Raw genomic sequence first — 25,268 nt, 5'->3', positions numbered from 1 at the left:
CTCCCACCCCCCCCGCCCTCAGAGACTCCTCGGGCTCCGCCCGCCCCCGCCATCGCCGTGCGCGCGCGGACGAGAATGGCAGCCACGGCATCGTGGGTCTCCCACCCGCCCAGCCCAGTGCTTCTCCACGGGCTCCGCCCGCCCCCGCCATCGCCGTGGTCGCGCGGACGAAAATGGCAGCCACAGCACTGTGGTTCTCCCACCCACCTGCCCCTTGGGTCGCTGGCACTCGGCTGCGATCGCGTGGGTTGTGCTGGCGTGGTTGGTCCACTCGCGGGTCCAGGGGTCCTCGGCCGCCGTTGGGTGGGTGTGGATGGCGTGATCGGTCCGTCCGTATGCCCCTGGGGTCGCTGGCACTGGGCTCGGTCTGGGATCCCGGTAAACCCGGATTGCCGCATTTGGGACCGCTTGGCCCGGTCCGCTCGACTCGGATGGATCCCTCCATCGCGTTCGGTCGGAACGGTCGGGACGTCTCCGGGAAGCCCGGATTGCCGCATCCGCTCGGTCTCCCGACCCGCTCGGCCCGGATGAACCGCTGTGCCATCGCATCCGGTCCGCGTGACATCGTGCCCACTCCTCACGGGGGAGTTCATCGAACTTGCCTGCGATTGCGGTGAACGCGGGGAGCGATACGCCCGTAGCCACAAGTGAAGGCACAGGAAGTGATCCAACTTGGGAGCGTGACATGCCGCTGAGTGTGAGCGTTCCAACGGGCAGGGGTGGGAGAGCTGTGGTGACCCTTGCATGTGACTCCGGGCGAGCCTTTCAGGTGGATGGCCGAACGTCTCGAAGGATCGGTGTGCGGGAGAACCCGTGCGACTCGCTCCCACACCAACCGCCATTCCCCGGGACGAACGAGAGAGCCCCGCCAACCAATCATCATCCGACGATCTCCACAATGAAGCCCCGTCAACAAGTTCTGTCAAGACATCAGTCAAGCTGATTTGCATTGACATTTCGCAGCATCTTGACTTTTTGTGGTTATGTGGTGTTAAGACAGTATCTCAGGAAGATCCGGTAGTCATGTTACCTCTGTTATCAGTGTGACAACCCTCTCCATTGACCTGCGGTAATACTTTTCTCGTTGACGCGATGACCTATAACCGATAAGCATAGGTCCCCTGTTTACCGGAACCATGACCATCGGGGATGTCCATAATGGCGTGAATTCCGCGCGAATCCGAAAATGTTTTGATCAACCCTCCTCGTGATCATGTGGCCTTGTGCCGTGTGTGCGTGGACTTGGACTCTGGGAGCCCCCCACCCATGAGGATCAGCGAGAAGCCCGCCCGCGAAAGCCGTACCGGCCCGGTGGAGCGGCCCGGCCTGTCCGGGCCGGCTGCGCGGAAGCTGCCGGTGCCGCCGCGCGAGCGCAAACCTGCCCTCGCGGCACTGGCCGTGCTCCTCATCCTGGGCGGTGCGCTGGCGACCACGCTGCTGGTGCTGCGCAGCGGCGACCGCGTCTCGGCCGTCCGGATCATCGAGCAGGTCGGCGCGGGCGAGAAGATCCCGGCATCCGCCCTCCAGGAGGTGCAGATCGCCGAAACCGGCATCGACTACGTCGCCTGGCGCTTCCGCGACAAGGTGCTCACCACCTACGCGTCGGTGACCCTGCTCCCGGGCACCCTGCTCACCGAGAACATGACCAGCACCGCCAGCGAGCAGCTCGGCCCAGGAAAGGCCCAGGTCGGCCTGGCCCTCAAATCGGGGCAGGCGCCGATCGGCCTCACCAAGGGCGACATCGTCCAAGTGATCTACGTCCCGGCCGCGGGGCGCGGCACCGCCGCCACCCAGCAGCGCGTCCTCGCCCAGAACGCCCTCGTGCACAGCGTCGGCGCCCCGGGCCGTACGGCGACCGGCCTGGTGACCGTGATCGTGGACGAGGCGGTCTCACCCACCGTCGCCCAGTACGCCTCCAGCGGCGAGATCGCCCTGGCCGTCCTCCCCGGGGCACGGTAGCGAATGGCACTGATCGTCCTGGCCGCCGACAAGGGGGCACCGGGAGTGACCACGGCCGCGACCGCGCTGGGGGCGGTGTGGCCGCGGCCGGTGCTGCTCGCCGAATGCGACCCTTCCGGCGGCGATCTGGCCTACCGGCTCCCGGCCGCCGACGGCGGCGTGCTCAACCCGGGCCGCGGCCTGCTCAGCCTGGGCGCGGTGGCCCGGCGCGGCCTGCACGCCGAGCAGGTCTACGAGCACACCCAGAAGCTGGTCGGCGGCCTCGACGTGCTGGCCGGGCTCACCAACGCCGAGCAGGCCGCGGGGCTGACCTGGCTGTGGAGCCCGCTCGGGCGGTCCCTGGCCGCGCTGCCCCACACCGACGTGCTGGCCGACTGCGGGCGGCTGGGCGCGCACCCGGCCGTCAACGACCTGCTCGCCGAAGCCGACCAGGTCGTGCTGTTCACCCGGGCCAGCCTTGATCATGTGGCCCACCTGCGCGAACGGCTCACGCTGCTCAAACAGCAGGTGGGCGTGGTCGTGATCGCCGACCCCCGGGCGTACCGGTCCGAGCTGGACGAGGTACGCCGGATCGTCTCGGGATGGGATGTCGCGTTCGTCGGCGGTCTCGCGTACGACCCGAAGGGAGCCGAGCTGCTGCGCGGCCAGTGGGGCGGGCGGCTGGACCGCAGCATGCTGATCAGGACCGCGCGCGAGCTGGCCGGGCGGCTGGCCGGCCGGGTCGGCGCGCCGGAACCGCGCCGGGTCAACGGGCGGCCGATCGTGCCGGGGCCCCGCGAGGAGAGCCCATGACCATCGACCACACCCTGGTGAAACGGTTCCGGCAGGAGGTCGGCGACCGGCTCGCCCAGCAGCGGCGGCTGGATCAAGCCAGCGGCCTGCGGCCGATGAGCGGCGAGGACGAGCGGCAGTTCGCCCGGGCGCTGATCGCGCAGGTGCTGGAGGAGTTCGCCCGCGGCGAGATCGGCGTGGGCCGTACGCCGCCGAGCGCGGAAGAGGAGGAGGCGCTCGCCGCCGGGATCCACGCGGCCCTGTTCGGCGTCGGCCGCCTGCAGCCGCTGCTGGACGACCCCGAGGTCGAGAACATCGACATCAACGGCTGCGACCGGGTCTTCGTCGGCTACGCGGACGGCCAGGAGCTCACCCACGAGCCGGTGGCCGAATCCGACGAGGAGCTGATCGAGCTCATCCAGATCCTCGCCGCCTACTCCGGCCTCTCCTCCCGCCCGTTCGACACCGCCAACCCGCAGCTGGACCTGCGCCTCCCGGACGGCTCCCGCCTGTCGGCCGTGATGGACGTCACGGTCCGCCCCGCGATCTCGATCCGCCGGGCCCGGCTGGGCAAGGTCTTCCTCAGCGACCTGGTCGGCAATGGAACGCTCTCCCCGGAACTGGGGCGATTCCTCTCCGCGGCCGTGCAGGCCAGGAAGAACATCATGATCGCCGGTTCCACCAACGCCGGGAAGACCACCCTGCTGCGGGCGGTCGCCAACGAGATCCCCCCGGTGGAACGCCTGATCACCGTGGAACGTGCCCTGGAACTCGGCCTCGACCAGTTCCCCGAACTGCACCCCAACGTGGTCGCGTTCGAGCAGCGCCTGCCCAACTCCGAGGGTCAGGGCGAGATCAGCATGGCCGAGCTGGTCCGCCGCTCGCTCCGGATGAACCCGTCCCGGGTGATCGTCGGCGAGGTGCTGGGCGACGAGATCGTCACCATGCTCAACGCGATGACGCAGGGCAACGACGGCTCGCTGTCCACGATCCACGCCAACTCCTCGATCGAGGTCTTCAACCGCATCGCCACCTACGCCCTGCAGGCCGAGGAGCGCCTCCCCATCGAGGCCAGCCACATGCTCATCGCGGGCGCCATCGACTTCGTGGTCTTCATCGAGAAACGCAATGACTACCACCGCGGCGGCCGGTTGCGCCGGTTCGTCTCCTCGGTCCGCGAGGTGGCCGGCTGCGACGGCCGGGTGCTCTCCTCGGAGGTCTTCATCGCCACCGAGAACGGATCCGTGGTGCCGCACGCCCCCATCGCCTGCATCGAGGAACTGGCCGCGCACGGCTACGAAGGAGCCTGGTCATGATCCCACCCGGCCTCCTGGACCCGCTCGTGCTGCTCGCCGGCGCCGCCATCGGCGGCGGCCTCTACCTCCTCGGCCTCGCCCTGTACGGCATGCGCCCCCGCCCCGCCGGCCCCGACGGCGCGGCCCGCCGGATGGAACTGGTGCGCACGCTCTCCACCAGAACCGCGGTCGCCGCCATCACCGCCGCCGTCGTCCTGGTCCTGACCGGCTGGCCCGTCGTCGCCGTCGGCTCGGCCCTGCTGGTGATCGCCTGGCGCGGCCTCACCGGCGGCGCGGCCGAGGAACGCGCCTCGATGCGTCGCCTGGAGGGCCTGGCCGCCTGGACCGAATCTTTGCGCGACACCATCGCCGGGGCCGCCGGTCTGGAACAGGCGATCCCCGTCTCGATCCGGGCCGCCGCGCCCAGCCTGCGCCCGCACCTGCGCTCCCTGGTCGACCGCATGCACACCCGGATGGCGCTCTCCGACGCCCTGCGCATGTTCGCCGACGAACTCGACGACCCCTCCGCCGACCTGGTGGTGGCCGCCCTGATCCTCAACTCCAAACTCCGCGGTCCAGGACTGCGCGACGTGCTCTCCGCCCTGGCCCTGTCGGCCCGCGAAGAGCTGGACATGCGTCGCCGCGTCGAGGCGGAACGCCGGGCCACCCGCCGCAGCGTGCAGATCGTGGTGGGCACCGCCCTCGCCTTCGCCGCCTTCCTCGTGATCTTCAATCGTTCGTACGTCCAGGAGTACAACTCGCTCCTGGGCCAGGCCGTCCTGGTCGTGGTGGCCGGTCTGTTCGGGGCGGGTTTCGCCTGGATGCGGCGGCTGGCCAGATTCGACCAGCCCGCCCGGATCCTCGCGCCCTACCGCCGTGCCGAGGCGCCCGCCCGCCAGGAGGAAGCCGAGGTGATCGTGTGACGGAGACCGTACTCGCCGGGGCCGTGCTCGGGCTGGGGGTCTTTCTGCTGTTCCGGGCCCTGTTCCCGCCCCGGCCCGGGCTGGTGACGCGGCTGGCCGCGCTCGATCAGGCCAGGGCGGGCGAGGATGTGGTGCGCACGCCGCTGGTCGCGCCCGACGAGCAGGTCAGCGCGTTCCGGCGGGCGCTGGGGCTCCGGCTGGCGCGCTTCTATCTGGCCCGCGGCTGGGAAGCCCGTTCGGTACGGGCCGACCTCACGCTGCTGGGGAAGTCGTTCGAGGGCTTCCTGGCTACCAAGGTGCTGCTCGCGGTGTCCGGGCTGTTCGCGTTTCCGCTGCTGGTCGGCTGGCTGGCGCTGATGGGGTGGGGCGTTTCGCTGCATGTGCCGTTCTGGTCGGCGCTGCTGGTTTCGGCGGTGTTCTTCCTGCTGCCGGACGCTCAGATCCGGCGGGACGCGGCTGTACGGCGGCGCGATTTCCGGCACGCGGTCGGCGCGTTCCTGGACCTGGTGGCGATGAACCTGGCCGGGGGGCGGGGGGTGCCCGAGGCCCTGCTGATGGCCGTCTCCGTCGGCAGCCCCGCTTCGGGCGGGTCCGGGTCTTCAGGGTCTGGGTCTGCTGGCTCCGCAGGATCGAATGGGTCGATGGCCGACGCGGCCGGGTCGAACTGGGCGATGGAGCGCATCAGGGAAGCGCTGTCGAACGCCCGGATTGTCGGCATCACGCCCTGGCAGGCGCTTGGCCAGCTCGGGGACGAGATCAACGTGGACGAATTGCGTGATCTGTCGGCCGCGCTCGGTCTGGTGGCCGACGACGGCGCCAAGGTCCGGACCTCGCTGACCGCCCGATCCGCCACCCTCCGACGGCGTGAACTGGCCGAAATCGAGGGCAAGGCCGGCGAGCGCTCCCAATCGATGCTCGTGGCCCAGCTCCTGCTGTGCGCGGGCTTCGTGATCTTTCTCAGTTTTCCGGCAGCCATGAAGATGTTGGGGTCATAGATGATCGAGTACCTGATAGCCCTGCTGAACGTACGAATCCAGCACGCCCGCAACGCCCCCACCCGAGGCGCCTCCGCCGTCGAATGGGTCATCATCACCGCGATCATCGCCGGTGTCGCCCTCGGCTTGGCCACCCTCATCAGGGGCTTGGTCGAAGGCAAATCCGCCGAAATCACCAGCAACTTCGGTGGTGGCGGTGGCGGTGGCGGCGACGGGAGCGGTGTCGGTCAATGACCCAACGAACCCCAACGCCCTCAAGAACCCCGGGAACCCTCAGAACCTCAGGGATCTCGTGGACCTTGAGCACCCCTAGGCCCAGGCACACCCCGAGGGCTCGTACGACCACGGCCTGCGAACCCCATCGGGATCGCGGCGCTACGGCCTGTGGGTGCCGTCGTCGGGATCGCGGGGCCCCGGCTGACGAGCGCCTTCGTCAGGATGGCGGTGCTACGGCCTGTGAGCGCTGCCAGGGGAAGGGCGGAGTCACGGCCTGGGGGTGCCGTCGTCGGGATGGCGGAGCCACTGCTTACGAGCGCCGTCATCCAGGTCGCGGGGCTACAGCTTGTGGGTTTCGTCGGGATCGTGGGGCCACGGTGATCGAGTTGGCCATTTTGATGCCGGTCATTCTTGTGGTGGTTCTGCTTGTGGTGCAGATGGCGTTGTGGTTTCACGGGCGGCAGGTTGCGGACGCGGCTGCTCGTGAGGGTGCTCGAGTGGCGAGATTGGCTGGCGATTCTGATGCCTGGCCGTCGGAAGCCGAGGCCAAGGCGACGCAGATAATCCAGGCGATCGGGCCGGAACTGTTGCAGTCGGCGACAGCGACGGCTTTTGAGGAAGGTGACCAGCGGGGTGTTGAGGTGAGGGGCACCGCCGTTCAGGTCGTGCCGCTGCTCCCCGAACTGGCCTTCACCATCACGGCCCGGTCCGGTGGTCCAATCGAATGTTTCCGCCCCGACGACGGGAGTGAAACATGCCAGTGACCTCCCCCAGCCGCCGCGACCGCGGGTCGATGACCGCGGAAACCGTGATGCTGGCACCGGTTTTCCTGCTGTTCCTCATGTTCCTCGTAGGGGCGGGCAGGGTCGTCGAGGCTCAGGGTGAGGTCAACGGAGCGGCCAGGGACGCAGCCAGGGCGGCTTCGGTCCAGCGCACCGAGGACGAGGCCACGGGAGCGGCCGAGCAGACGGCTCAATCGGTGCTGGGGGACGAATGCCCACCACAGGTCAGCATGACCGGAACCGACTTCGTCGAAGGCGGCGTGGTTTCCGTGACCGTCACCTGCGAACTCGACCTGGACTTCCTCGGATTCGGTACGACCAAGCAAATGACCGGCAACTCAGTGGTCCCCCTGGAACAGTTCCGGAGGGTCGAATGAGGAGCCCACACCTTAGAGATCCACGCTTAAGAGCACCTAACACGATGAGCAGGTCGCTGGATTGCTCGCCGTTATCCGGCGCCGTTAACGCTGGTGGTGGTTCTCGCCGCACCGGCGCTAGGAGTGGTAGCGGCATTCCAATAGGTGTTCGGAGATGCCCGCACCTTTGGGCCTCGCGCCTTAGAGGCATACATCGCCCCGATAGTGGGTCGATGTCCGTTTTTGTGGTGCTGTTCTCGGTGGCGGTATTTCTGCTTGCGGGGCTGCTTGTCGACGGTGGGGCTGCTATCAATTCGCGGCTCAAGGCGGCTGACATCGCTGAGCAGGGTGCGCGCGGGGCCGCTGACCAGATCGATGTTGAGACGCTTCGTGACACTGGTCAGGTACGCCTGCTCGCTGATACCGAAGTCTGCGGACGAGCGGAGGAGATCATCTCCGCGCACGCCTTGGACGGCGTGCAGCTGACCGAATGTACGGTCGGCGGCGGCCAGACCGAGGTGACCGTGGGCGTCAGCGTGCACTGGGACGCTTTCTTCCTGGCCGTCATCGGCTTCGGCGGCGCTGACATGATCGCCACCGCGACAGCGGTCCCCGACGAGGGGGACGCATGATCCCCATGCCGATCCGGTCGCCTCGCTGGCCTACCACACGGCCGGTCACCACCCTGAAAGGGCCAACCACCACCCACACCCCCGGGGAGGTCTGACGCATGCCCAACAACCCCACCCCTCACCCTCAGTCAGACCCGGACTCACCCTGGCAACCAACCCAAAATCCACCCACAACCCAAATCCCACCTCAATCCCAAACCTCACCCCAAATCACGCCGTCACCCCAAACCACACCCCCAATCCCACCGCAACGGGGCAACCGCGGCGAACCGGGCGACCTCCCCGTCGCGGGCTCCTTCATGCCTCGTCCGGCCACACCCGAAGCCCCTCGCCCCGCCCCAACCCCCAAGACCGACTGGGTCCGAGCCTGGTACGCCGACCGAAAGGCCGAAACCCCCCACGACGACCACCCACCACGACCACCCCTAGACCCGTTCAGCGAACCCAGACCCTGGAACTCCATCAAGATTCCGCCGCAGGACTCAGGTCGCACGGATCGGCCAAATGATCGTTACGGGCCGGGCTCACAGAAAGATCGCGAAGTCACCGGGTTCGCCGACAGGCAAGAGGGTTACACACGCCCTTGGCCAGGCGTTGGGGCGAATGGAGGACGCCAGGGGAACGGCTCACTGCGTGATCAGCGGATCCCCGGTTCCGAGGTGGACTGGCCGGATCCGGATTCGACAGTGGACCAAAAAGGCCGCAACTTCCCGACAGACCGACGGATTCCGGGTCTGTCGGGCGCCCCGCTGACCGAAGGCCTGGTCCGGGGCCGGCAGGGTGGCGAGTTCCCTGGGGATTCGTCAAACGATGAATCTGTTCAGGGCGAGCCAGTCATTGGTTCGCCTCCGGTACGGAGCGGCGGAAACTCGGCTTCGGACCCCAAAGAGCGCGGAACGGACCGAGACCTGAGGACTCCCGAGGTGCCGAGGGGCGGGGCAGCTCGGGCGGGGTGGGACTTGGGCGCCCCCGAGATGTCGAGTAGCGAGGAGTCGACTTCGGAGCGGAGGGACCGCGGAGCAGCTCAGGCAGGCTGGGAGTCGGGGGCTCCCGAGGCAACGAGGCGTGGGGACTCGGCTTCGGAATACAGGGAGCGTGGGGCGGTTCAGCCGGGGTGGGATTTGGGTGCTCCTGGTATGTCGAGTGGCGGGGAGTCGGCTTCGGAGCGCGGAGAGCGTTGGGTCGCTCGGGCGGAGTGGGATTTGGAGACGCCCGGTGTGTCGGGTGGCGGGGAGGCGGGTTCGGCGCGGAGGGAGCGGCGGGCGGGGCGGGGGGAGTGGGAGTTGGGGACTCCTGGGGGGCGGCCGAGTAGGGAAATGATTCGGGAGCGGAGGGAGCGGGCGGTTCGGGGGGAGCGGGCGGTGGGGGCGCAGCGGCTTGCTGTGCAAGGGGGGACTGTGCAAGGGGGGACTGTGCGACGGCGAGGGGAGCCGGTGCGGATTTCGCGGCGGCGGACGGTGGGGGATGTGTTCGCGGGGCTGGCCGCGATGGTGGCTCTGGCGGGGTTGGTCGGTGGGGTGCCTTTCGCGTTGATCCGGCTGGCTGGGCCGCCGGTGCCGGAAGGGCTCTTCGATCTGGATGTGTTCACCAGCCAGGTCGGCCCGGAAACGATCATCGCGGTGCTGGTGCTGCTGGTCTGGCTGGCGTGGCTGCAACTGGTCGTTTGCGTAATCGTCGAGGTGTATGCCGGGATCCGGCGGATTGGCATGCCTGCCAGGGTGCCCCTCGCCGGTGGCACTCAGGTGCTGGCCAATCGCCTGGTGGGCGCGGTGCTCGTGTTGTTCACCGCGACCGCGGTAGCGGTTCCGTTCGCCAGGGTCGCGGCGCCGCCGCCGATTCAGTCGCACCTCACCGCGCAGACCACGCCGGTGCTCGCCCCGACCGCTGAAGATCGGCCCGCCCTGCAGCCGCGCGAGGTCAAAAAGGTGTACGTGGTGCAGCCCCCCCATGGGCGTCATCACGAAAGCTTGTGGGAGATAGCCGAGAAATGCCTCGGCGACGGCCGCAGATACCCGGAGATCTACCAACTCAACCAGCACAAAGAACAACCGGACGGCAGCCGCCTCCACATGGCCGACCTGATCCGCCCTGGCTGGGTCCTCGACATGCCGGACGACGCCAGAAATGTGCACATCGTCTCCGCCGACGACTCCCGCCGCGAAGTCCTCAACGATCACCCAGGCCCTCCCGCCGAACTGGACGGCCAGACCCACTACGCGCCCCCAGGCGTGGACGACACCCGTATCCCCAAGCCGGACACGGGCAGGCCGGAAATCAGGCCGGGCGAAACCGGTAAGTCCGGTTCGGGCACCGAAGGAAGCGGTCGCTCTTCGAGCATTCCGGACGCGAGTAATCCGGGCACGGGCAAGTCGGACGCGGGCAAGTCGGACGCGGGCAAGTCGGACATCCGGCCAGGTGAAAGCGGTAAGTCTGATGTGAATCGTTCGGGCACCGAAGGAAGCGGGCGGTCTGCCGAACCGGAGCAGGACATCACCCGGCCGGACACAGGGGACGTGGGGAGCGGGCAGACCGGAGACGGGCGCGCGGACCTGGACGATTCCCCGACCAGACCCCGAATCGTTCTCCCCAAACCCGCCTGGCCCGACCAGACGACCCAGCCGCAGCAGCCCGGCACCTCCTCCGTGGAGGAATCCGGCGATCGTCCGGGTTCTACCAGCGGCTCCGGCGATCGTTCGGCTGCATCCAGCGATCGTTCGGGCGATTCCAGCGACCGTCCGGGCTCGTCCGGCGAGCGTCCGGGTGAGGTAGCGGAACCGGACAATTCCCCGACCCGACCCGGTGGAGTCGACAGCCTGCCAGGAGTTCAGCAACCGGGAGCCGTACAGCCAGATGGCTCGCAGACCGGGCCGACAGACATCGCCATAGCCGAGCCGGAGGAAGCGGCGGCTGGGCTGGATCTTGTGGACTACCTGGCGGGAGCCTCGCTCCTGGCGGCCGGATTGCTCGCGTTGCTCGGGCGCAGACGGCGGGAGCAACTGTGGCGGCGCGCGTTCGGCTACCGGGTAGTTCGGCCCCGGGGCGACGCGGCCAGCGCCGAGGTGGCCATTCGCCTCGGATCCGACGCACCAGGCAGCCGCATGCTGGACTCAGGCTTGCGCCTGCTGGGCCGCCTGCTGGCCGAAGCCGACCGCCGCCCACCGGCGATCTACGGAGTGCACCTGTCCAGCCGAAGCATGGACCTCTGGATCCACCCCCCGGACCGCAACCCCCCCGAACCCTGGGAGGTCGCCGACGACGGCCAGGTCTGGCGACTCGCGGCCCACGAAGGCCGCCGAATCGACGAGAACGCGATGAACGACGTCCCAGCGCCATACCCAGGCTTGGTCTCCCTCGGAACAGCAGGAGGCGGCCGGGTACTCGTGGACCTGGAAGCCGCGCATGGCGTGATCTCGATGACCGGACCCAACACGGTCGCGGCGCTCTCCGCGCTCGCCGTGGAACTGGCCACCAACCGATGGTCCGACCAGATGCGAATCACTCTCGTCGGCTTCGGCGAAGAACTCGCGCTGATCGCCCCCGATCGCGTACGCGTGGCGGGCAGCCTCGCCGAAGTCCTCCCCGACCTGGAGGAACACGCCCACGACCAGCCCGGCGACGTGCTCACCGGCCGGATCCACGGACGCGCCCACGATCCGGCCTGGCCGCCCCACTACCTGCTGTCGGCGATCCAGCCCACCCCGGAGGAAGCACGCAGGCTGGCTCTGCTGAGCAAGGGCACGCGGACGGCTCTGGGATTCGTCGTCGCGGGAGCCGTACCTCACGCGACCTGGACGTGGGAGATCACCCCGGACGGGCGGGCGGTGGTGGAGACGCTCGGGTTCGACGTGGACGCGCAGTTGCTGCCCCGGCGGCACTACCAGGCGGTCGTGGACCTGTTCCGCACCGCGGGCCGGACTGAAGGCGAACCGTTGCCCGAGCCGGACGCGCGAAGGGTCGACCTGCCGCCCGCGATCGAGGTGCGCATTCTCGGGCCGATCGAGATCAGCCCGGTGAACGCGCTGGAGGACGGGCGGGCGGCGCTCGCCCAGGAGCTGGTGGTGTATCTGGCCACGCACCCCGGTGGCGTACATCCGGTGGTGCTGGGCGGCGTGTTGTGGCCGCGCGGCGTGCAGCCGATGGTCAGGGACGCCACGATCGCGCGGGTCGCCCAGTGGCTGGGCGAGGATTCCCGCGGGCGCGCCCACCTGTATGTCGACGATTCCGGCCGGTTGCGGCTCAGCTCCGAGGTGCGCACCGACTGGGACCTGTTCCGCGAACTCGTACGCCGAGGAGATCTGGAACCCGCACTCGGCCTGGTCCGCGGCCCACTGCTGAACGCCCGCCCAGGCAACAGATACGCCTGGCTCGCAGCGGATTCGCTGGAATACGACGTCACCGCCGCCGTGGCCGACGTCGCGCACCGGCTGTGCGAGGCCCGGCTGGATCGCGGCGAACCAGACGCGGCGGTCGCGGCGGCCAGGGCGGGCCTGCTGCTGGCGGCCGACGACGAGGCCCTCTGGCGCGACCTGCTGAGGGCCGCGCACGCCACCGGCGACCACGCCAGGCTCCGCGCCGTTGTCGACGCCCTGCACCGGCGCGCGGCCTCGCACCCGTACGGCGGCGGCATGGCCCCCCAGACCGAATCGCTCATCGACGAACTGCTCCCGGCCTGGCGCCGGACTCTCCGCACCTCGCGGCTGGCCTGAGGAGGACCGAAATGCGCCATGCCGAAACCCGCATAACGATGGATCCACCCAGGCGTCCCTCACTACCGTCCGATCGACGCACGGGAGGACATGTGGCCATAACGCTGATGATCCTGGCGTTATCGGCCTGCGCCAGCCCAGCCGGACCGGAATTCGCCCCCGGAGGAGGCGGAACCACCACAAAAGCGCTCCCCGCCACGTCATCCGCCCCCGGCATCGAAACGATCACAGCCGCCCCGGGCCTGCAGATCGCGATCGACTGGCCATCCGACCGCAACAAGATGATCAAAGCCTTCACCGACAACTACGTGGACCAGTGGCGCGCGGTCGGTACGGCCGGCGTCGACGACACCTACCTGGACAGCGTCGAGGAACCCGCCAACCGCGACGCGTACCGCTGGGTCTGGAGCTTCCTGAAGGGAAAGCAGTCCGCCCAGGGCACCGCCAAGCTGTACGCGCTCCGGGTCGCCTCGGTGACCGGACGGGGCGCGGAGATCAACGCCTGCGTGGACACGTCCGGCATCCGGGTCACCGATGCCACCGGCGCGCCGATCGACGATCAGCCCGCCTGGACGGCGTCCCCGCAATCCACCTACTTCCAGGTCGCCGCCGTGCGGAGAGGGGACGACGGCGCCTGGAGGGTCAAGCTGTTCCGCCACGCGAGCTATCCCGATGAACGCGCGAAGGAGTGCCTGCGATGAGAGTGCTGCTCGCCCTGGCTCTCGCCCTCGCCCCGGCGGCCGCCCCCGACCCGGGCGGACCCTCCGGCGAGGGCTTCCAGCACGGCCGCACGGTCGGCGTGCAACTGGAGAATTCCACCATCGTCATCAGCGGGAACGGCCTGGGCGCCAAATCCGACGGCTACCGGATCAAACGCCCCTGCTGGTACGAGCCCGGCCGCAGCGCCGAGGACATGCTGAAGATTCAGGAGGACCTGCGGGCGTTCTGGTTCCGCACCAACCCCGGCAGCACCGAGGAGGACTTCCAGAAGTTCCTGAAGCAGTTCAAGGACAAGGTCGGCCAGCCGGGGCGCTGGTGGTCACCCGCCTACAACGCCGCCGATCCCGAGGGGATGTCCTGCTGGACCGCCCTGGAGGGCGCGATCTTCGTGGGTCCTGGCAACACGCCCCCCGCCGGGATCACCATGACCGAACTCCTGGACATCGCCCGCGCCGCGCTGACCGTCCCCGAGCCGCAGGTCCAGCTCAACCCCGACGCCAAGAGCTACGTGAACCTGCCCACCTGGGTGTGGCTGGACGGCCAGGGCCAGACCACCCGCTCGGTCACCGCGACCCTGCCGGGCCTGCTCAGCGCCACGGTGACCGCCACCCTGGGCAACATCGAGATCGACGCGGGCACGACGGCCGACCGGGCCGAAGTCAAGGAGAACTGCGGCCCGAGCGGCCGGCCGTACGTCAAGGGCGGCACGTTCACTTGCGGCGTGCGCTACCTGCGCGCCTCGGCGGACCAGCCCCGCAAGGTCTACACCCTGACCGTCACCACGGTCTGGCCGGTCACCACCAACGCCGACCAGTCCGTGGTCCCCTTCGTCTTCGACCCGGTCGAAGGAACCGTCACCCGGGACATCCCGGTGAGCGAGGTCCAGAGCACCGTCAGACGTTGATCAACCGGGCCTCGTGGTTGAGCAGCCACTGCTTGACCGGAGGGCCGTAGTAGTAGCCGCCGTAGCCGCCTGCCGCCGGGAGCACCCGGTGGCAGGGGACGAACGGCGCGATGAGGTTCTGGGCGCAGGCGGAACCGGCCGCCCGGGCCGCCGTCGGGGGCAGTCCCGCGTTGCGGGCCAGCTCGGCGTAGCGGACGGTGGTCCCCGCGGGCACCGCGCGAAGTGCCTCGTAGAGGCGCTGGCGGGTGGGCGTGCCGGGCTGCGACACCGGGATCGTGTCCAGGGCCTCCAGCTTGCCGTCCAGGTAGTCGGCTACGGCTTGGGCGGCTTCGGGAAGTTCGCCCATGCGCATGCCCTCGGCCTGGAGTTGGGGCGAGAGGCGTACGAACATGTCGGACGGGTCGGCGGTGAAGCCGGCGGCGATCAGGATGCCGTCGCGGGCGAGCAGGGCGAGCGGGCCGACGGGTGTCGGAACGGTACGGGTCACGATCATGATGGTTCTCCTTACGCATTCCACAGATGGAGGGCGGCGTAGGCGCGCCAGGGGCGCCACCGCTCGATTTCGGATTCCTCGATGGCCAGCTGGGCCATCTTCTTGCGGAGCACGAGGTCTCCACCGGGCCAGGCGTCGGGATCGCGGAGGGCGCGCAGGGCGATGTAGCTGACCGTCCACGGCCCGATGCCGGGAATTTCCAGCAATTGCGCCGAGGTCTCCGCGGGGTCGCCGCCCTCCAGGTCGATCTGGCCGTCGGCGACGGCGCGGGCGACCGCGCCCAGGGTGGCGATGCGGCGTCCGGTCAGGCCGAGTCCGGTCAGGTCCTTCTCCGCGAGCTCCGCCGCGGTGGGGAAGGTGTCGCCGCCCGCGATCCGGCCGAGCAGGGTACGGGCGCCGGCGACCGAGATCTGCTGGCCGACGATCGCGCGGACCACGAGCTCGAAGGCGTCGAAAGCCCCAGGGACCCGCAGGCCCGGTCGTTTCATCACCAAGGGTCCCAGTGCCGTGGGCTCCAGGACGGCGGCGATGGCGTCGGGGTCGGCGTCCAGGTCGAGCATGCGGCGGCAGCGCGCCACGATCCTGGCCAGCTGGCGCGTGTCGTCCGTGCTCACGGTCAGCCGGATGTGATCGCTGGCGGGCGTCAGCGTGATCGCCCCACCGGGAATCACCCGCTGATAGCTGGTCACCAGGTTGTCCTGAAATATCGTGCTTTCGATGCCGGGGATGGCGCGGGAAGCCAGGAAACGCAGCAGCGCCTGGGCGTCGTAAGGCGGCCGGTACGCGAGCCGCAGCGTCACCCCTTCCGGCCCGCCCACCGCGCGCAACGGTCCCACCTTCTTGCGGAGATCGCCCGGCGCGAACCCGTACGACTCCTTCATGGCCGCGTTGAACTGCCGCACGCTCCCGAACCCGGCCGCGAACGCGACATCGGTGATCGGCAACGACGTCTCGGTGAGCAGCTGCTTGGCCAGCAGCAACCGCCGCGTCCGGGCCACCGCCAGCGGCCCCGTGCCCAGCTCGGCCACGAACAGCCGGTGCAGATGCCGCTCGGTCACGTGCAGCCGCCGCGCCAGCCCCGCCACCCCGACCTCGTCCGCGATACCGTCGTCGATCAGCCGCAACCCCCGCCCGACCAGGTCAGCCCGGGCGTCCCAGCCCGGCGACCCCGGGCTCAGCTCCGGCCGGCAACGCCGGCACGGCCGGAACCCGGCCGCCTCGGCGGACGCCGCGTGGGTATAGAACCGCACGTTCTTCCGCGCGGGGGTACGCGCCGGGCAGATCGGCCGGCAGTAGATCCCCGTCGACGTCACCGCCGTGTAGAACCGTCCGTCGAAGCGGGCGTCACGGGCGCATATCGCCAGGTAACACCGCTCGAAGTCCAGACCCGTGCTCATAAAGAACACGTTATGCGCTGCTCAGCCGACCCTGCTGGCGGAAATCGGACCTCAGCGTGGGCAACCGGAGCAGGCCCCGAGACCTCCTCCGAGCTACTTGCTGGAGATCCCCACCCCCAGGTCGAACTCCCGGTACACCCGGGCCCAGAAACCGTCCCGCAGCCACACCCGGGCCTCCGGGTAGGGCCGCAGCGAGTGACCGAGCTCCTTCTCCGCCTCGATGAGCAGTTCGGTGTCGATGACGGTGGGCAGGATCGGTCCGGGCAGCAGATCCCTGATGTTGTCCCGGCCGCGGGTGAGGATCCACTTCTGCGCCACGTGCTCGCCGACCTCCTCCACCCGGGGACGGCTCGGGCCCAGCTTGGGGCTGCTGGGCGCGCCGTGCACCTGCTTCGGCGGCGCCGCCGGTTTCGCGGCCCGGGCGGCGAACACCTGCGCGGGCGACGGCGGCGGCGTGACCGGCACCGGGATGGGGGCCCGGTTGAAGTACGGCCGGAGAAAGTCGGCGCTGAGGATCTCCACCGTGTCGGACTCCCACACCAGCCGTTCCGCCTGGTTCGTTCCGAACGGGGGTTCCACGCCCCACAGGTGCACCCGCACTCCGTAAGCCTGCGCGGCTTCAACCGCGGGCACCATGTCCTCGTCGCCGGCGATCAGCACGGTGTCGCTGACCGCGTGGTGCCGGGCCAGCGCCTCCAGGTCGCTGCGGATCTGCGCGTCCACGCCTTTCTGCTGGCCGCGCGCGTTCAGGTTGCCGAGTCGTACCTTGACCCAGGGAAGCTGGGCGATGACGCGCTGGTCCACGGTCGGTACGCGGTCGCGGGCCGCGTCGTACCAGTAGACGCGCAGTAGCTCGCCGGGGATGCGTTCCAGGGCGTGCTTCTGCAACGACTGGATCAACTCGTCAGCCGCGACCCGATACTCCTTACGCTCCTTGGCCGAGAGGAGAACCTCTCCGGCCGCCGCGTAGAGGTATCCGACATCGACGAGTACCGCGTATTTGGCTGCCATGCTGTGCGCTGCGAGGTCCGGGATGGCCATCTTGTCCTCCAGGCCTCGTCTCCATGTGTTTGGCTGAGGGTAATTGCCCTTTTGTAGATACTCCCAACTCTTGGGCCACTTGACACCCGGTTCGGCGGATCTAATCCATCGCTAATCCAGCCGTGCGCTCGCCCGCCAGGCGCCCGGACCGGCCCGCCAGGAGCGACCTTGCCGCATGCTCCTGACCGGATCCCGCCAGGCCTCTCCGGCCCGTACGGCTTGCGCGCGAGCTGGCGTGGCTGCGGTGAGTGCCACGATCAGGGCCGCGATCTCTTCGGGGGAGGCGTCTCCCCGGACGATCTTCAGATGGTTCAATTGGCTCACAGCGGGATGTTCCCATGCTTCTTGGGGGGCAGCGAAGCCCGTTTGTTGCGCAGTGCGCGCAGCGCGCGCACCACCTGCGCGCGGGTGTCCGACGGCCGGATGACCGCGTCGACGTAGCCGCGCTCGGCGGCCAGGTACGGGTTGGCGAGCGTGTCCTCATATTCGGTGATGTATCCGGCGCGGGCCGCGTCCGGGTCGTCGGCCGCGGCCAGCTCCCTGCGGTAGAGGATGTTGACCGCGCCCTGCGCGCCCATCACCGCGATCTGCGCTGTCGGCCAGGCCAGGTTAACGTCGGCTCCGAGGTGTTTTGACCCCATAACGTCGTACGCCCCGCCGTACGCTTTTCGGGTGATTACCGTGACGAGCGGCACGGTGGCCTCCGCGTATGCGTAGAGGAGTTTCGCCCCCCGCCGGATGATGCCGTTCCATTCCTGATCGGTCCCCGGAAGGAATCCCGGGACATCAACAAATGTCAGTACAGGGATATTGAAAGCGTCACAAGTCCGGACGAATCGCGCTGCTTTTTCCGAGGCGGCGATGTCCAGCGTGCCCGCGAAACTCAGCGGCTGGTTCGCGACCACCCCGACGGAACGCCCCTCCACCCGCCCGAATCCGACCAGGATATTCGGCGCGAACGCCGCGTGCACCTCCAGGAACTCCCCGTCGTCGAGCACGTGCCCCAGCACGGTGTGCATGTCGTACGGCTGGTTGGCCGAGTCAGGGATCAACGTGTCGAGTTCCGGCACCGGATCGAGCGCCGCGTCCGCGGGGAAAACCGGGGGTTCGTCCAAGTTATTCGACGGCAGGTACGACAACAGCGCCCGCGCGAACGCCAGGCAGTCCTCCTCGTCGCTGGCCTCATAATGCGCCACACCGGACTTGGAGTTGTGCGTGTGGGCGCCGCCGAGCTCCTCGAAAGTCACCTCTTCCCCGGTCACCGTCCTGATCACGTCCGGCCCGGTAATGAACATGTGCGATTTTTCCTGAACCATCAGGACAAAGTCGGTCAAAGCGGGCGAATAGACCGCGCCGCCCGCGCACGGGCCCATGATCAGCGAGATCTGCGGGATCACCCCGGAGGCGTGCACGTTCCGCTTGAAGATCTCCGCGTACAGCCCGAGGCTGACCACGCCCTCCTGGATCCGCGCGCCGCCGGAGTCGTTGATCCCCACCACCGGGCAGCCGGTCTTGAGCGCGTGGTCCATGACCTTCACGATCTTCTCTCCGAAGACCTCCCCAAGCGACCCCCCGAACACGGTGAAGTCCTGCGCGAACACGGCCACCGGCCGCCCGTCCACGGTCCCGTGCCCGGTCACCACGCCATCCCCGTACGGCCGCTCGCGGTCGAGGCCGAAACTCGTGGAACGATGCCGGGCCAGCTCGTCGAACTCCACGAACGACCCCTCGTCCAGGAACGCGGCGACCCGTTCCCTGGCCGTCATCTTGCCCTTGGCATGCTGTTTCTCGACCGCCCGCGCCGACCCGGCGTGCTCGGCCTCGTGCAGCCTGCGCTCAAGCTCAGCGATCTTGCCGGCGGTGGTGTGGATGTCGATCTCGGAAGCCCGAATTCCCTCAGCCGTCATGCCCACAGGTTGACATCCTCCCTGGCGCGAACGCCAGGGACCCCCCACGTTGCCGCGGAGTTCTTACTGCTTCCTCTACGCCGCGTGAGCACCGCAGGTCGCGAGCGGTGCCAGGGTCGGAGTTGCCTCACCTGGTCTTACCCGCCCTCCACAGTCGTTTCGAGTGTCCGCCAGCCCGGCGGCCACCATGTCCTTGTCCTGTCCTAACCCAGCGTTCCTGTCCCGCCGTCTCCCGGCCGGAGTCGACCCCACCTGGCCCTCGCGCAGCTCGCGCTGATGAAGGCCCTCGGCCAGGATATTCAGCGCGGTCGCCACGTCGCGGTCGTGGTACTCCCCACAAGACGGGCAATCCCACTCCCGCACCTCCAACGGAATCTTCCCATTCCGCCAGCCGCAACACGGGCACAACTGGGAGGAGGGAAACCAGCGGCCCACCGCAATAACCGTCCGCCCGGAACGGGCCGCCTTCCCAGCCAGCAGGGTACGGAATGCGCCCCAGGACGCGTCGTTCACCGATTTGGCCAGCCGACCGCGGGCCAAACCCCGCACCGCCAGATCTTCGATCACGACCGTTTGGTTCTCGCGGATGATCGACGTGCTGGTCTGGTGCAGGAAATCCCGGCGCGCGTCGGCCACCTTGGCGTGCTGGCGGGCCACCGCGATCCGCGCCTTCTCCCGGTTCTTTGATCCCTTCTGTTTGCGCGACAGCGCCCGTTGCAGCCGAGCCAGCCGTCTGGCCCGGCGACGCAGCCACCGCGGATTGGCGATCTTCGTGCCGTCCGACAAGACCGCATAATGAGTCAACCCCAGATCGATCCCGACCTCGGCGTCAGCCTCGGGCAGCACCTGCCCGGCATCCTCGACGTCGATCACGAACGAGGCGAAATAGCGGTCCGCCGCATCCCGAATGACTGTGACCGACGATGGCACGGCGGGTAATTCCCGCGACCAGCGCACCTCGACCTTCCCGATCTTGGCCAGGTACAGCGTCCCGTCACCGGGCAGGCGGAAGGCGGTACGGGTGAACCGGGCCGATCAACGCTGATCCCGGCGGGACTTGAACACCGGCAACCCCATCCGCGGGCCTTTACGTTTCCCGCTGACTGACTCGAAGAAATTCTGGTACGCCTGGTCCAGGTCGCGCAGCGACTGCTGAAGTGGGACCGGGGACACCTCGCCCAGCCACTCCCGCTCGGGTGTCCGTTTGGCCGCGGTGATACAGATCTTCTGCAGGTCCCCGCCGCCGATCCAGGGCAGTCCGGCCTTGCGGGCGGCCTTGCGCATCGCCAGCGCGTCATTCCACACCACCCGGACACACCCGAACAACCGCGCCAGCGCCTGACGCTGGGAGTCGTCGGGGTAGAGCCGGTAGTTGTAGCGCAGCCTCACCCCTGGCCCCCTTCTGTACGCCAGCTACAAGCCGTCACGACTCGAACACGCTAGTGCATGGCCAAGGGGCGGCGAAAGTCAAATATCGGCGCCGCAGGCACCTCGTCCCAGCGCTCCACGCCCAACCGGTCTTTGTGATCGCATTTCGGCGGAATGTCTTCGACGAGGAGATGCCGCCCCCGCCGCGAGTTCAACGGTGAGGACGACCTGGTCCACCTGCTCGTCGTCTACCGACCAAGGCCGCCATCTCCAAGCTGGTCGGCAGGCTCAGGTGCCAGCACGAAGAGTTCACTGGACGGGTCGACCAGACCCTCATGCACGGACAATCCTGGTTGCTGTCTTTCTTCGCCACGCCCTGCGGGAACGCCCCGCTCTCGATCGTCGAGCGGTACATCGAACAACGGCGCCGCCCATTCTGACGGGTTCCGGATCCGCGCCGCGCGCTACGGGCCACCTGACGGCGGACCATCCCTACCGGGACCGCATTCATCTCCCCGAAGGACAGGGCCTTCTGTGGCTCTCGATAACCATGTGCTCACGGCCGTTGCCGTGCGCTTGCGGAGTAGTGTCGGTCACGCTGGGTAGTCTTACGGTCATGGAATTGCAAACATCGCTCCGGCGGGTCATCGGGCGCAGGGTGCTGCTGCTGTTCGTGCTCGGTGACATCTTGGGTGCCGGCATCTACGCCCTGGCCGGGAAGGTCGCGGGGCAGGTCGGCGGTGCGCTGTGGGTTCCGTTCCTGGTCGCCTTCGTGCTGGCGGCCCTGACCGCGACGGCGTATGCGGAGCTGGTCGGCAAATATCCGCAGGCGGCCGGAGCCGCCCTCTACGCGAACAAGGCGTTCGGCATCCCCTTCGTCACGTTCATCGTCGCGTTCGCCGTGATGATGAGCGGCATCACCTCGGCCAGCGCCGCCGCTCGCGCCTTCGGCGGGCAGTATCTGGCCGAGTTCGTCAGCCTGCCCACCCTGGCGGGGGCGCTGATCTTCCTGGGCCTGGTCACCCTGGTTAACTTCGTCGGCATCTCGGAGTCGATCAAGGTCAATGTGGTCCTCACTTTGATCGAGGCGTTCGGCCTGCTGGTCATCATCGCGATCGGGGTCTACGCGCTGGTCGTGGGCGACGGAAATCCCGGCAGGGCGCTGGAGTTCCACCCGGTCAACGGCGCGTTCCTGGGCGTGCTCGGCGGCACCGCGCTGGCCTTCTACGCCCTGCTCGGCTTCGAGGACTCGGTCAACCTGGCCGAGGAGGCAAAGGATCCGCAGCGTGACTTCCCGCGCGCCCTGTTCGGTGGCCTGGCCGCGGCGGCCCTCATCTACCTCGCGGTCGCCTTCACCGCCACCATGCTGGTCGACACCGAGACTCTGCGCACCTCCAGCGGGCCGCTGCTCGAAGTGGTCAAGGTGGCCGGGCTCACCTTTCCGCCCAAACTGTTCGCGCTGATCGCCCTGCTCGCCGTGGGCAACACCGCGCTCATCAACATGCTGATGGCCTCCCGCCTGGTCTACGGCATGGGCCGGGAGAAGATCGTGCCCGCCGTCTTCGCCACCGTGCATCCATCCCGGCACACCCCCTGGGTGTCGATCCTGTTCACCGTCGCCATCGCGGTCGCCCTGGTCAGCACCGGCGAGGTGGGCGGCCTCGCCGACACCACCGTGCTCCTGCTGCTCTGCGTGTTCGCGCTGGTCAACGTCTCCGTCCTGGTGTTGCGCCGGGATCCGGTGGAACACTGGCACTACCAGGCCCCCACCTGGGCGCCCGCGATCGGCGCGGTCGTCTGCCTCGTCCTGGCGCTCCCGATCACCGGCCGCGACGGCTCGGTTTACCTGCGCGCCGCCGTCCTGATCGCCCTCGGTGTCCTGCTCTGGTTTGTGAATCGGCTCTTCGTCGGCCGGGTGACCGACCTCGATCCGGCGAAGATCAGCCCGTGAGCGCACCGAACGCTGAACGCGCGTTCGTCATCAGCGGTAGCGGTACGTATTTGCAACTTAGGTCTGGATATGTTCGTTGTCACAGAGGACGGGGGCGCCGTCACGTAGAGAAGAGTTGAGTGTATGGATGAGGCGGTTCGCACACGGGGGCTGTTCAAGCGGTTCGGGCAGCAGGTCGCGGTGGCCGGGGTCGAGCTGATGGTGCCGAAAGGTAGCTTCGCCGGTCTTGTCGGCCCTAACGGCGCGGGGAAGACGACCACGCTGTCCATGGTCACCGGTCTGCTCCGGCCGGACTTCGGGACGATCACCGTCGACGGCTTCGACGTGTGGGCCGACCCCCTGAACGTGAAGTCCCGGATCGGCGTGCTGCCCGAGGGCCTGCGCCTGTTCGAGCGCCTCTCCGGCCGGGAACTCCTCCTCTACAACGGCCAGCTGCGCGGCATCCCCCGCGCCCAGGTCCAGCAGCGCGCCGAGGAACTGCTCCGCGTCATGGACCTGGTGGAGTCGCAGGACAAACTGGTCGTCGACTACTCCACCGGCATGCGCAAGAAGATCGGCCTAGCCGCCGCGCTCCTGCACAACCCGGACGTCCTCTTCCTGGACGAGCCATTCGAAGGCGTCGACCCAGTAAGCGCGAACACCCTGGTCGAGGTCCTCCAGCGCTACACCGCCTCCGGCTCCACGGTTATCTTCTCCAGCCACGTCATGGACCTGGTAGAACGCCTCTGCGACTGGGTCTCGGTAATGAGCCGCGGCCAGATCGTCGCCCAGGGCCCAGTCCAGGACGTCCGCCAGGGCCGCACCCTCAACGAGGCATTCCTCGACCTGGTCGGCGCCCGCGGCCACGGCGACGGCGAGGGCCTGTCCTGGCTGGGCGCCCGATGACCGACTCAACACCCAGCTCAACGCCTGACCCCACACCTGGCTCGACGTCTGGCCCTACACCTGACCTCACGCTCGGCTCAACGTCTGGCTCGACGTCTGGCTCGACGTCTGGCTCGACGGCTGGTTCGAGGTCCGGCCCCACGCCTGACCCCACGCCTGACCCCACGCCTGACCCCACGCCTGACCCCACGCCTGACCCCACGCCTGACCCCACGCCTGACCCCACGCCTGACCCCACGCCTGACCCCACGCCTGACCCCACGCTCGGTTCGACGTCTGGCCCTGCGCCTGACCCCACGCTCGGCTTGACGGTTGGTGCCGCGCCTGGCTCTATCTCCGGCGCGATAGCTGGCTCGACTGCTGCCTCGGTGCCTGGCTCGGCAGGTGGCACGATGGTCGGCACGTTCGTGCGGCTGAAGCTTCGGTTGATCGCGGGTAGTTTGCGTGGGGATCTGATTCGGCAGCTTGGGTTTGGGTTTTCGATCTTTGCGGCTGTGGTGTGTGCGTTGTTTGGGTTCCTGCTGTTCAGCCTGACTCGGCTGGGGTCGGCGGAGCTGGCGCTGCAGATCGGTTCCTCGGTGTTCACGCTGGCCGTGCTCAGCTGGATGATCGTGCCGCTGCTCGCGTTCGGTCTGGATGAGACGCTCGATCCGTCCCGGTTGGCCCTGTTCCCGCTGACCACCCGGCAGTTGGCGACCGGTATGTTCGCCGCCTCCGCCACGGGCGCCTGGCCGATCGCCTCGCTGGTCGCCCTGTTCGGCGGCGTGGTCGGCCTGGCCAGAGGGATCGGGGGCGTGCTGCTCGGCCTGGTCGCGGTGCCGCTGGTGTTCGCGCTCTGCCTGGTCGCCTCCCGGCTGGTCACCACCGCCCTGTCCGGCGCGCTGCGCAGCCGCCGCGGGCGGGACATGCTGGCGGTCGCCGTGGTGTTCGTGGTGCTGCTCACCCAGCTGCCGAACCTGCTCATCAACCAAGGCCTGCCGAGCGACTCGCTGGCGGTGTTCCGCGCCACCGGCGACGCGCTGCGCTGGACCCCGCCGGGCCTGGCCGCGCACGCGATCGCCGACGGCGGCCTGGTCGGCGTGCTGGACCTGCTGATCCTGGCCGCCGTCGTGGTGCTGCTCGGCTGGCTCTGGATCGTCGCGCTGCGGGCCGCGCTGGTCCGCCCGGACGCCTCCAACCAGGGCGGCTCGGTCCGGCGCTCACGCCGCGGCGGCCTGATCCCGGACGGCAAGCTGGGCGCGGTCCTCGCCAAGGAGCTCAAGTACGCCCGCCGGGAACCGCGCGGCCGGGTCGCCTGGTTCTCGGCCGTCGCGGTCAGCGGCGTCATGCTGTTCTCGCTGCGCGGCTCGCAGGGCATGAGCGGCTTCGGCCTCGTGGTCGGGCCCGCCGCGATCGCCGCGATCGTGATCGGCGTGCAGATGTCCAACACGTTCGGCATCGACGGCAGGTCGCTGTGGATGAACGCCGTCGCCTTCGGCACTGAACGTGACCTGCGCACCGACTTCGCCGGGCGGCAGCTGGCCAACTTCGTCATCTCCGGGCCGCTGCTCGCCGTGGTCTCGGTGGCCGCGGCGGCCCTGGCCGGGAACCTGCTCTGGGCGGTGCCGGCCACGCTGCTGGCCTGGTGCGTGCTCGGGCTCACCATGGGAACCGGCTCGGTGATGAGCGTGGTCTCGCCGTACACCTATCCGGAGCGGATGAACGCGTTCAGCGGCGCCGCGCCCGGCCAGGGCGGCCAGGCGTTCGTCGCCGGATTCGGGGCCATGCTCGGGGCGGGGCTGCTGTCGCTGCCGGTGGTGATCCCGACCATGTTCATCGCGCCCTGGGTGAGCGGGATCGCCGTGCTGTACGGCGCGGCGGTGGCCTGGGGCGGGCGGCGGATCGCAGCCAGGATCGGTTTCCGGCGTATGCCGGAGCTGCTCGCGGCGGTCTCCCGGCCCACCTGACCGGCCACCCGACTGGTCTAG

General features: G+C 68.8%; 22 protein-coding genes and 1 pseudogene. 16 read left to right on the top strand and 7 right to left on the bottom strand.

What is annotated here, in order from left to right; translation table 11 throughout:
• Positions 1-1,266 precede the first annotated feature (1,266 nt).
• From ABGB08_RS43770 to ABGB08_RS43715, 12 genes are all read left to right on the top strand, one after another.
• A complete protein-coding gene (locus ABGB08_RS43770; protein WP_155348359.1) occupies positions 1,267-1,959 on the top strand; it encodes a hypothetical protein in 693 nt (230 codons plus the stop codon).
• Between the two features lie 3 nt (positions 1,960-1,962).
• The gene (locus ABGB08_RS43765; RefSeq protein WP_155360509.1) at positions 1,963-2,751 is read left to right on the top strand and encodes a hypothetical protein; all 789 of its coding nucleotides are present in this window, start codon (positions 1,963-1,965) and stop codon (positions 2,749-2,751) included.
• The gene (locus tag ABGB08_RS43760) at positions 2,748-4,046 is read left to right on the top strand and encodes an ATPase, T2SS/T4P/T4SS family (RefSeq protein WP_347603285.1); all 1,299 of its coding nucleotides are present in this window, start codon (positions 2,748-2,750) and stop codon (positions 4,044-4,046) included. The genes ABGB08_RS43765 and ABGB08_RS43760 overlap by 4 nt, the downstream gene beginning before the upstream one ends.
• A complete protein-coding gene (locus ABGB08_RS43755; RefSeq protein WP_155360508.1) occupies positions 4,043-4,948 on the top strand; it encodes a type II secretion system F family protein in 906 nt (301 codons plus the stop codon). The genes ABGB08_RS43760 and ABGB08_RS43755 overlap by 4 nt, the downstream gene beginning before the upstream one ends.
• Complete coding sequence (locus tag ABGB08_RS43750) at positions 4,945-5,943, top strand: type II secretion system protein (protein WP_347603281.1); 999 nt, start codon at positions 4,945-4,947, stop codon at positions 5,941-5,943. Before ABGB08_RS43755 ends, ABGB08_RS43750 begins: the two co-directional genes overlap by 4 nt.
• Positions 5,944-6,177 carry a hypothetical protein gene (locus ABGB08_RS43745; protein ID WP_155360506.1) on the top strand — a complete coding sequence of 78 codons (234 nt, stop codon included), beginning with the start codon at positions 5,944-5,946 and terminating at the stop codon, positions 6,175-6,177.
• Between the two features lie 359 nt (positions 6,178-6,536).
• Positions 6,537-6,923, top strand: coding sequence for a TadE family protein (locus ABGB08_RS43740; RefSeq protein ID WP_246264914.1), 387 nt, complete (start codon positions 6,537-6,539; stop codon positions 6,921-6,923).
• Positions 6,914-7,318 carry a TadE family protein gene (locus ABGB08_RS43735; protein WP_347603276.1) on the top strand — a complete coding sequence of 135 codons (405 nt, stop codon included), beginning with the start codon at positions 6,914-6,916 and terminating at the stop codon, positions 7,316-7,318. Before ABGB08_RS43740 ends, ABGB08_RS43735 begins: the two co-directional genes overlap by 10 nt.
• A gap of 212 nt (positions 7,319-7,530) precedes the next feature.
• Positions 7,531-7,929: a pilus assembly protein TadG-related protein gene (locus ABGB08_RS43730; RefSeq protein WP_155360503.1), complete on the top strand. Its 399-nt coding sequence runs from the start codon at positions 7,531-7,533 to the stop codon at positions 7,927-7,929.
• Positions 7,930-9,362: 1,433 nt separating this feature from the next.
• Positions 9,363-12,635, top strand: a complete 3,273-nt coding sequence (locus ABGB08_RS43725) for a hypothetical protein (protein WP_347603273.1) — start codon at positions 9,363-9,365, stop codon at positions 12,633-12,635.
• A 92-nt stretch (positions 12,636-12,727) separates the two neighbouring features.
• A complete protein-coding gene (locus ABGB08_RS43720; RefSeq protein ID WP_347603270.1) occupies positions 12,728-13,336 on the top strand; it encodes a hypothetical protein in 609 nt (202 codons plus the stop codon).
• Positions 13,333-14,259, top strand: a complete 927-nt coding sequence (locus tag ABGB08_RS43715) for a hypothetical protein (RefSeq protein ID WP_347603267.1) — start codon at positions 13,333-13,335, stop codon at positions 14,257-14,259. The genes ABGB08_RS43720 and ABGB08_RS43715 overlap by 4 nt, the downstream gene beginning before the upstream one ends.
• Here ABGB08_RS43715 and ABGB08_RS43710 read toward each other — a convergent pair.
• The 7 genes from ABGB08_RS43710 to ABGB08_RS43680 all read right to left on the bottom strand — a co-directional run bounded on the left by ABGB08_RS43710 (position 14,249) and on the right by ABGB08_RS43680 (position 20,486).
• Positions 14,249-14,752 carry a methylated-DNA--[protein]-cysteine S-methyltransferase gene (locus ABGB08_RS43710; RefSeq protein ID WP_347603264.1) on the bottom strand — a complete coding sequence of 168 codons (504 nt, stop codon included), beginning with the start codon at positions 14,750-14,752 and terminating at the stop codon, positions 14,249-14,251. The two genes, ABGB08_RS43715 and ABGB08_RS43710, sit on opposite strands and share 11 nt — an antisense overlap.
• Positions 14,753-14,763: 11 nt before the next feature.
• Positions 14,764-16,149, bottom strand: coding sequence for an AlkA N-terminal domain-containing protein (locus ABGB08_RS43705; protein WP_347603261.1), 1,386 nt, complete (start codon positions 16,147-16,149; stop codon positions 14,764-14,766).
• Positions 16,150-16,242: 93 nt separating this feature from the next.
• Complete coding sequence (locus ABGB08_RS43700; protein ID WP_155361008.1) at positions 16,243-17,190, bottom strand: NYN domain-containing protein; 948 nt, start codon at positions 17,188-17,190, stop codon at positions 16,243-16,245.
• 111 nt (positions 17,191-17,301) lie between these two features.
• Positions 17,302-17,514 carry an acyl-CoA carboxylase subunit epsilon gene (locus ABGB08_RS43695; RefSeq protein WP_347603258.1) on the bottom strand — a complete coding sequence of 71 codons (213 nt, stop codon included), beginning with the start codon at positions 17,512-17,514 and terminating at the stop codon, positions 17,302-17,304.
• Entirely contained in the window at positions 17,511-19,097 is a 1,587-nt protein-coding gene (locus ABGB08_RS43690; protein ID WP_347603255.1) for an acyl-CoA carboxylase subunit beta, read from the bottom strand. The genes ABGB08_RS43695 and ABGB08_RS43690 overlap by 4 nt, the downstream gene beginning before the upstream one ends.
• A gap of 75 nt (positions 19,098-19,172) precedes the next feature.
• Complete coding sequence (locus ABGB08_RS43685; RefSeq protein WP_347603292.1) at positions 19,173-20,084, bottom strand: RNA-guided endonuclease TnpB family protein; 912 nt, start codon at positions 20,082-20,084, stop codon at positions 19,173-19,175.
• A gap of 48 nt (positions 20,085-20,132) precedes the next feature.
• Complete coding sequence (locus tag ABGB08_RS43680; RefSeq protein ID WP_347603253.1) at positions 20,133-20,486, bottom strand: transposase; 354 nt, start codon at positions 20,484-20,486, stop codon at positions 20,133-20,135.
• A 53-nt stretch (positions 20,487-20,539) separates the two neighbouring features.
• On the opposite strand from ABGB08_RS43680, the pseudogene ABGB08_RS43675 reads away from it, so the two are divergent.
• The 4 genes and pseudogenes from ABGB08_RS43675 (at position 20,540) to ABGB08_RS43660 (ending at position 25,247) form a co-directional block, all read left to right on the top strand.
• Positions 20,540-20,905, top strand: a pseudogene (locus ABGB08_RS43675) (transposase).
• Between the two features lie 176 nt (positions 20,906-21,081).
• Positions 21,082-22,416 carry an APC family permease gene (locus ABGB08_RS43670; RefSeq protein WP_347603250.1) on the top strand — a complete coding sequence of 445 codons (1,335 nt, stop codon included), beginning with the start codon at positions 21,082-21,084 and terminating at the stop codon, positions 22,414-22,416.
• A 123-nt stretch (positions 22,417-22,539) separates the two neighbouring features.
• A complete protein-coding gene (locus ABGB08_RS43665; protein WP_347603247.1) occupies positions 22,540-23,301 on the top strand; it encodes an ABC transporter ATP-binding protein in 762 nt (253 codons plus the stop codon).
• A gap of 497 nt (positions 23,302-23,798) precedes the next feature.
• Complete coding sequence (locus ABGB08_RS43660) at positions 23,799-25,247, top strand: hypothetical protein (protein ID WP_347603289.1); 1,449 nt, start codon at positions 23,799-23,801, stop codon at positions 25,245-25,247.
• Positions 25,248-25,268: the final 21 nt, after the last annotated feature.

Source organism: Acrocarpospora sp. B8E8 (genome assembly GCF_039871605.1).
Lineage (GTDB): Bacteria > Actinomycetota > Actinomycetes > Streptosporangiales > Streptosporangiaceae > Acrocarpospora > Acrocarpospora macrocephala.
Note: the sequence above shows the minus strand (reverse complement) of the source record. Positions and strands in the feature narration are given on the sequence as shown.

Coding starts and splice junctions, on each gene's coding strand:
- ABGB08_RS43770 (WP_155348359.1), top strand. CDS start 1,267: ATGAGGATCAGCGAGAAGCCCGCCCGCGAAAGCCGTACCGGCCCGGTG.
- ABGB08_RS43765 (WP_155360509.1), top strand. CDS start 1,963: ATGGCACTGATCGTCCTGGCCGCCGACAAGGGGGCACCGGGAGTGACC.
- ABGB08_RS43760 (WP_347603285.1), top strand. CDS start 2,748: ATGACCATCGACCACACCCTGGTGAAACGGTTCCGGCAGGAGGTCGGC.
- ABGB08_RS43755 (WP_155360508.1), top strand. CDS start 4,043: ATGATCCCACCCGGCCTCCTGGACCCGCTCGTGCTGCTCGCCGGCGCC.
- ABGB08_RS43745 (WP_155360506.1), top strand. CDS start 5,944: ATGATCGAGTACCTGATAGCCCTGCTGAACGTACGAATCCAGCACGCC.
- ABGB08_RS43735 (WP_347603276.1), top strand. CDS start 6,914: ATGCCAGTGACCTCCCCCAGCCGCCGCGACCGCGGGTCGATGACCGCG.
- ABGB08_RS43730 (WP_155360503.1), top strand. CDS start 7,531: ATGTCCGTTTTTGTGGTGCTGTTCTCGGTGGCGGTATTTCTGCTTGCG.
- ABGB08_RS43715 (WP_347603267.1), top strand. CDS start 13,333: ATGAGAGTGCTGCTCGCCCTGGCTCTCGCCCTCGCCCCGGCGGCCGCC.
- ABGB08_RS43710 (WP_347603264.1), bottom strand. CDS start 14,752: ATGATCGTGACCCGTACCGTTCCGACACCCGTCGGCCCGCTCGCCCTG.
- ABGB08_RS43705 (WP_347603261.1), bottom strand. CDS start 16,149: ATGAGCACGGGTCTGGACTTCGAGCGGTGTTACCTGGCGATATGCGCC.
- ABGB08_RS43700 (WP_155361008.1), bottom strand. CDS start 17,190: ATGGCCATCCCGGACCTCGCAGCGCACAGCATGGCAGCCAAATACGCG.
- ABGB08_RS43690 (WP_347603255.1), bottom strand. CDS start 19,097: ATGACGGCTGAGGGAATTCGGGCTTCCGAGATCGACATCCACACCACC.
- ABGB08_RS43670 (WP_347603250.1), top strand. CDS start 21,082: ATGGAATTGCAAACATCGCTCCGGCGGGTCATCGGGCGCAGGGTGCTG.
- ABGB08_RS43665 (WP_347603247.1), top strand. CDS start 22,540: ATGGATGAGGCGGTTCGCACACGGGGGCTGTTCAAGCGGTTCGGGCAG.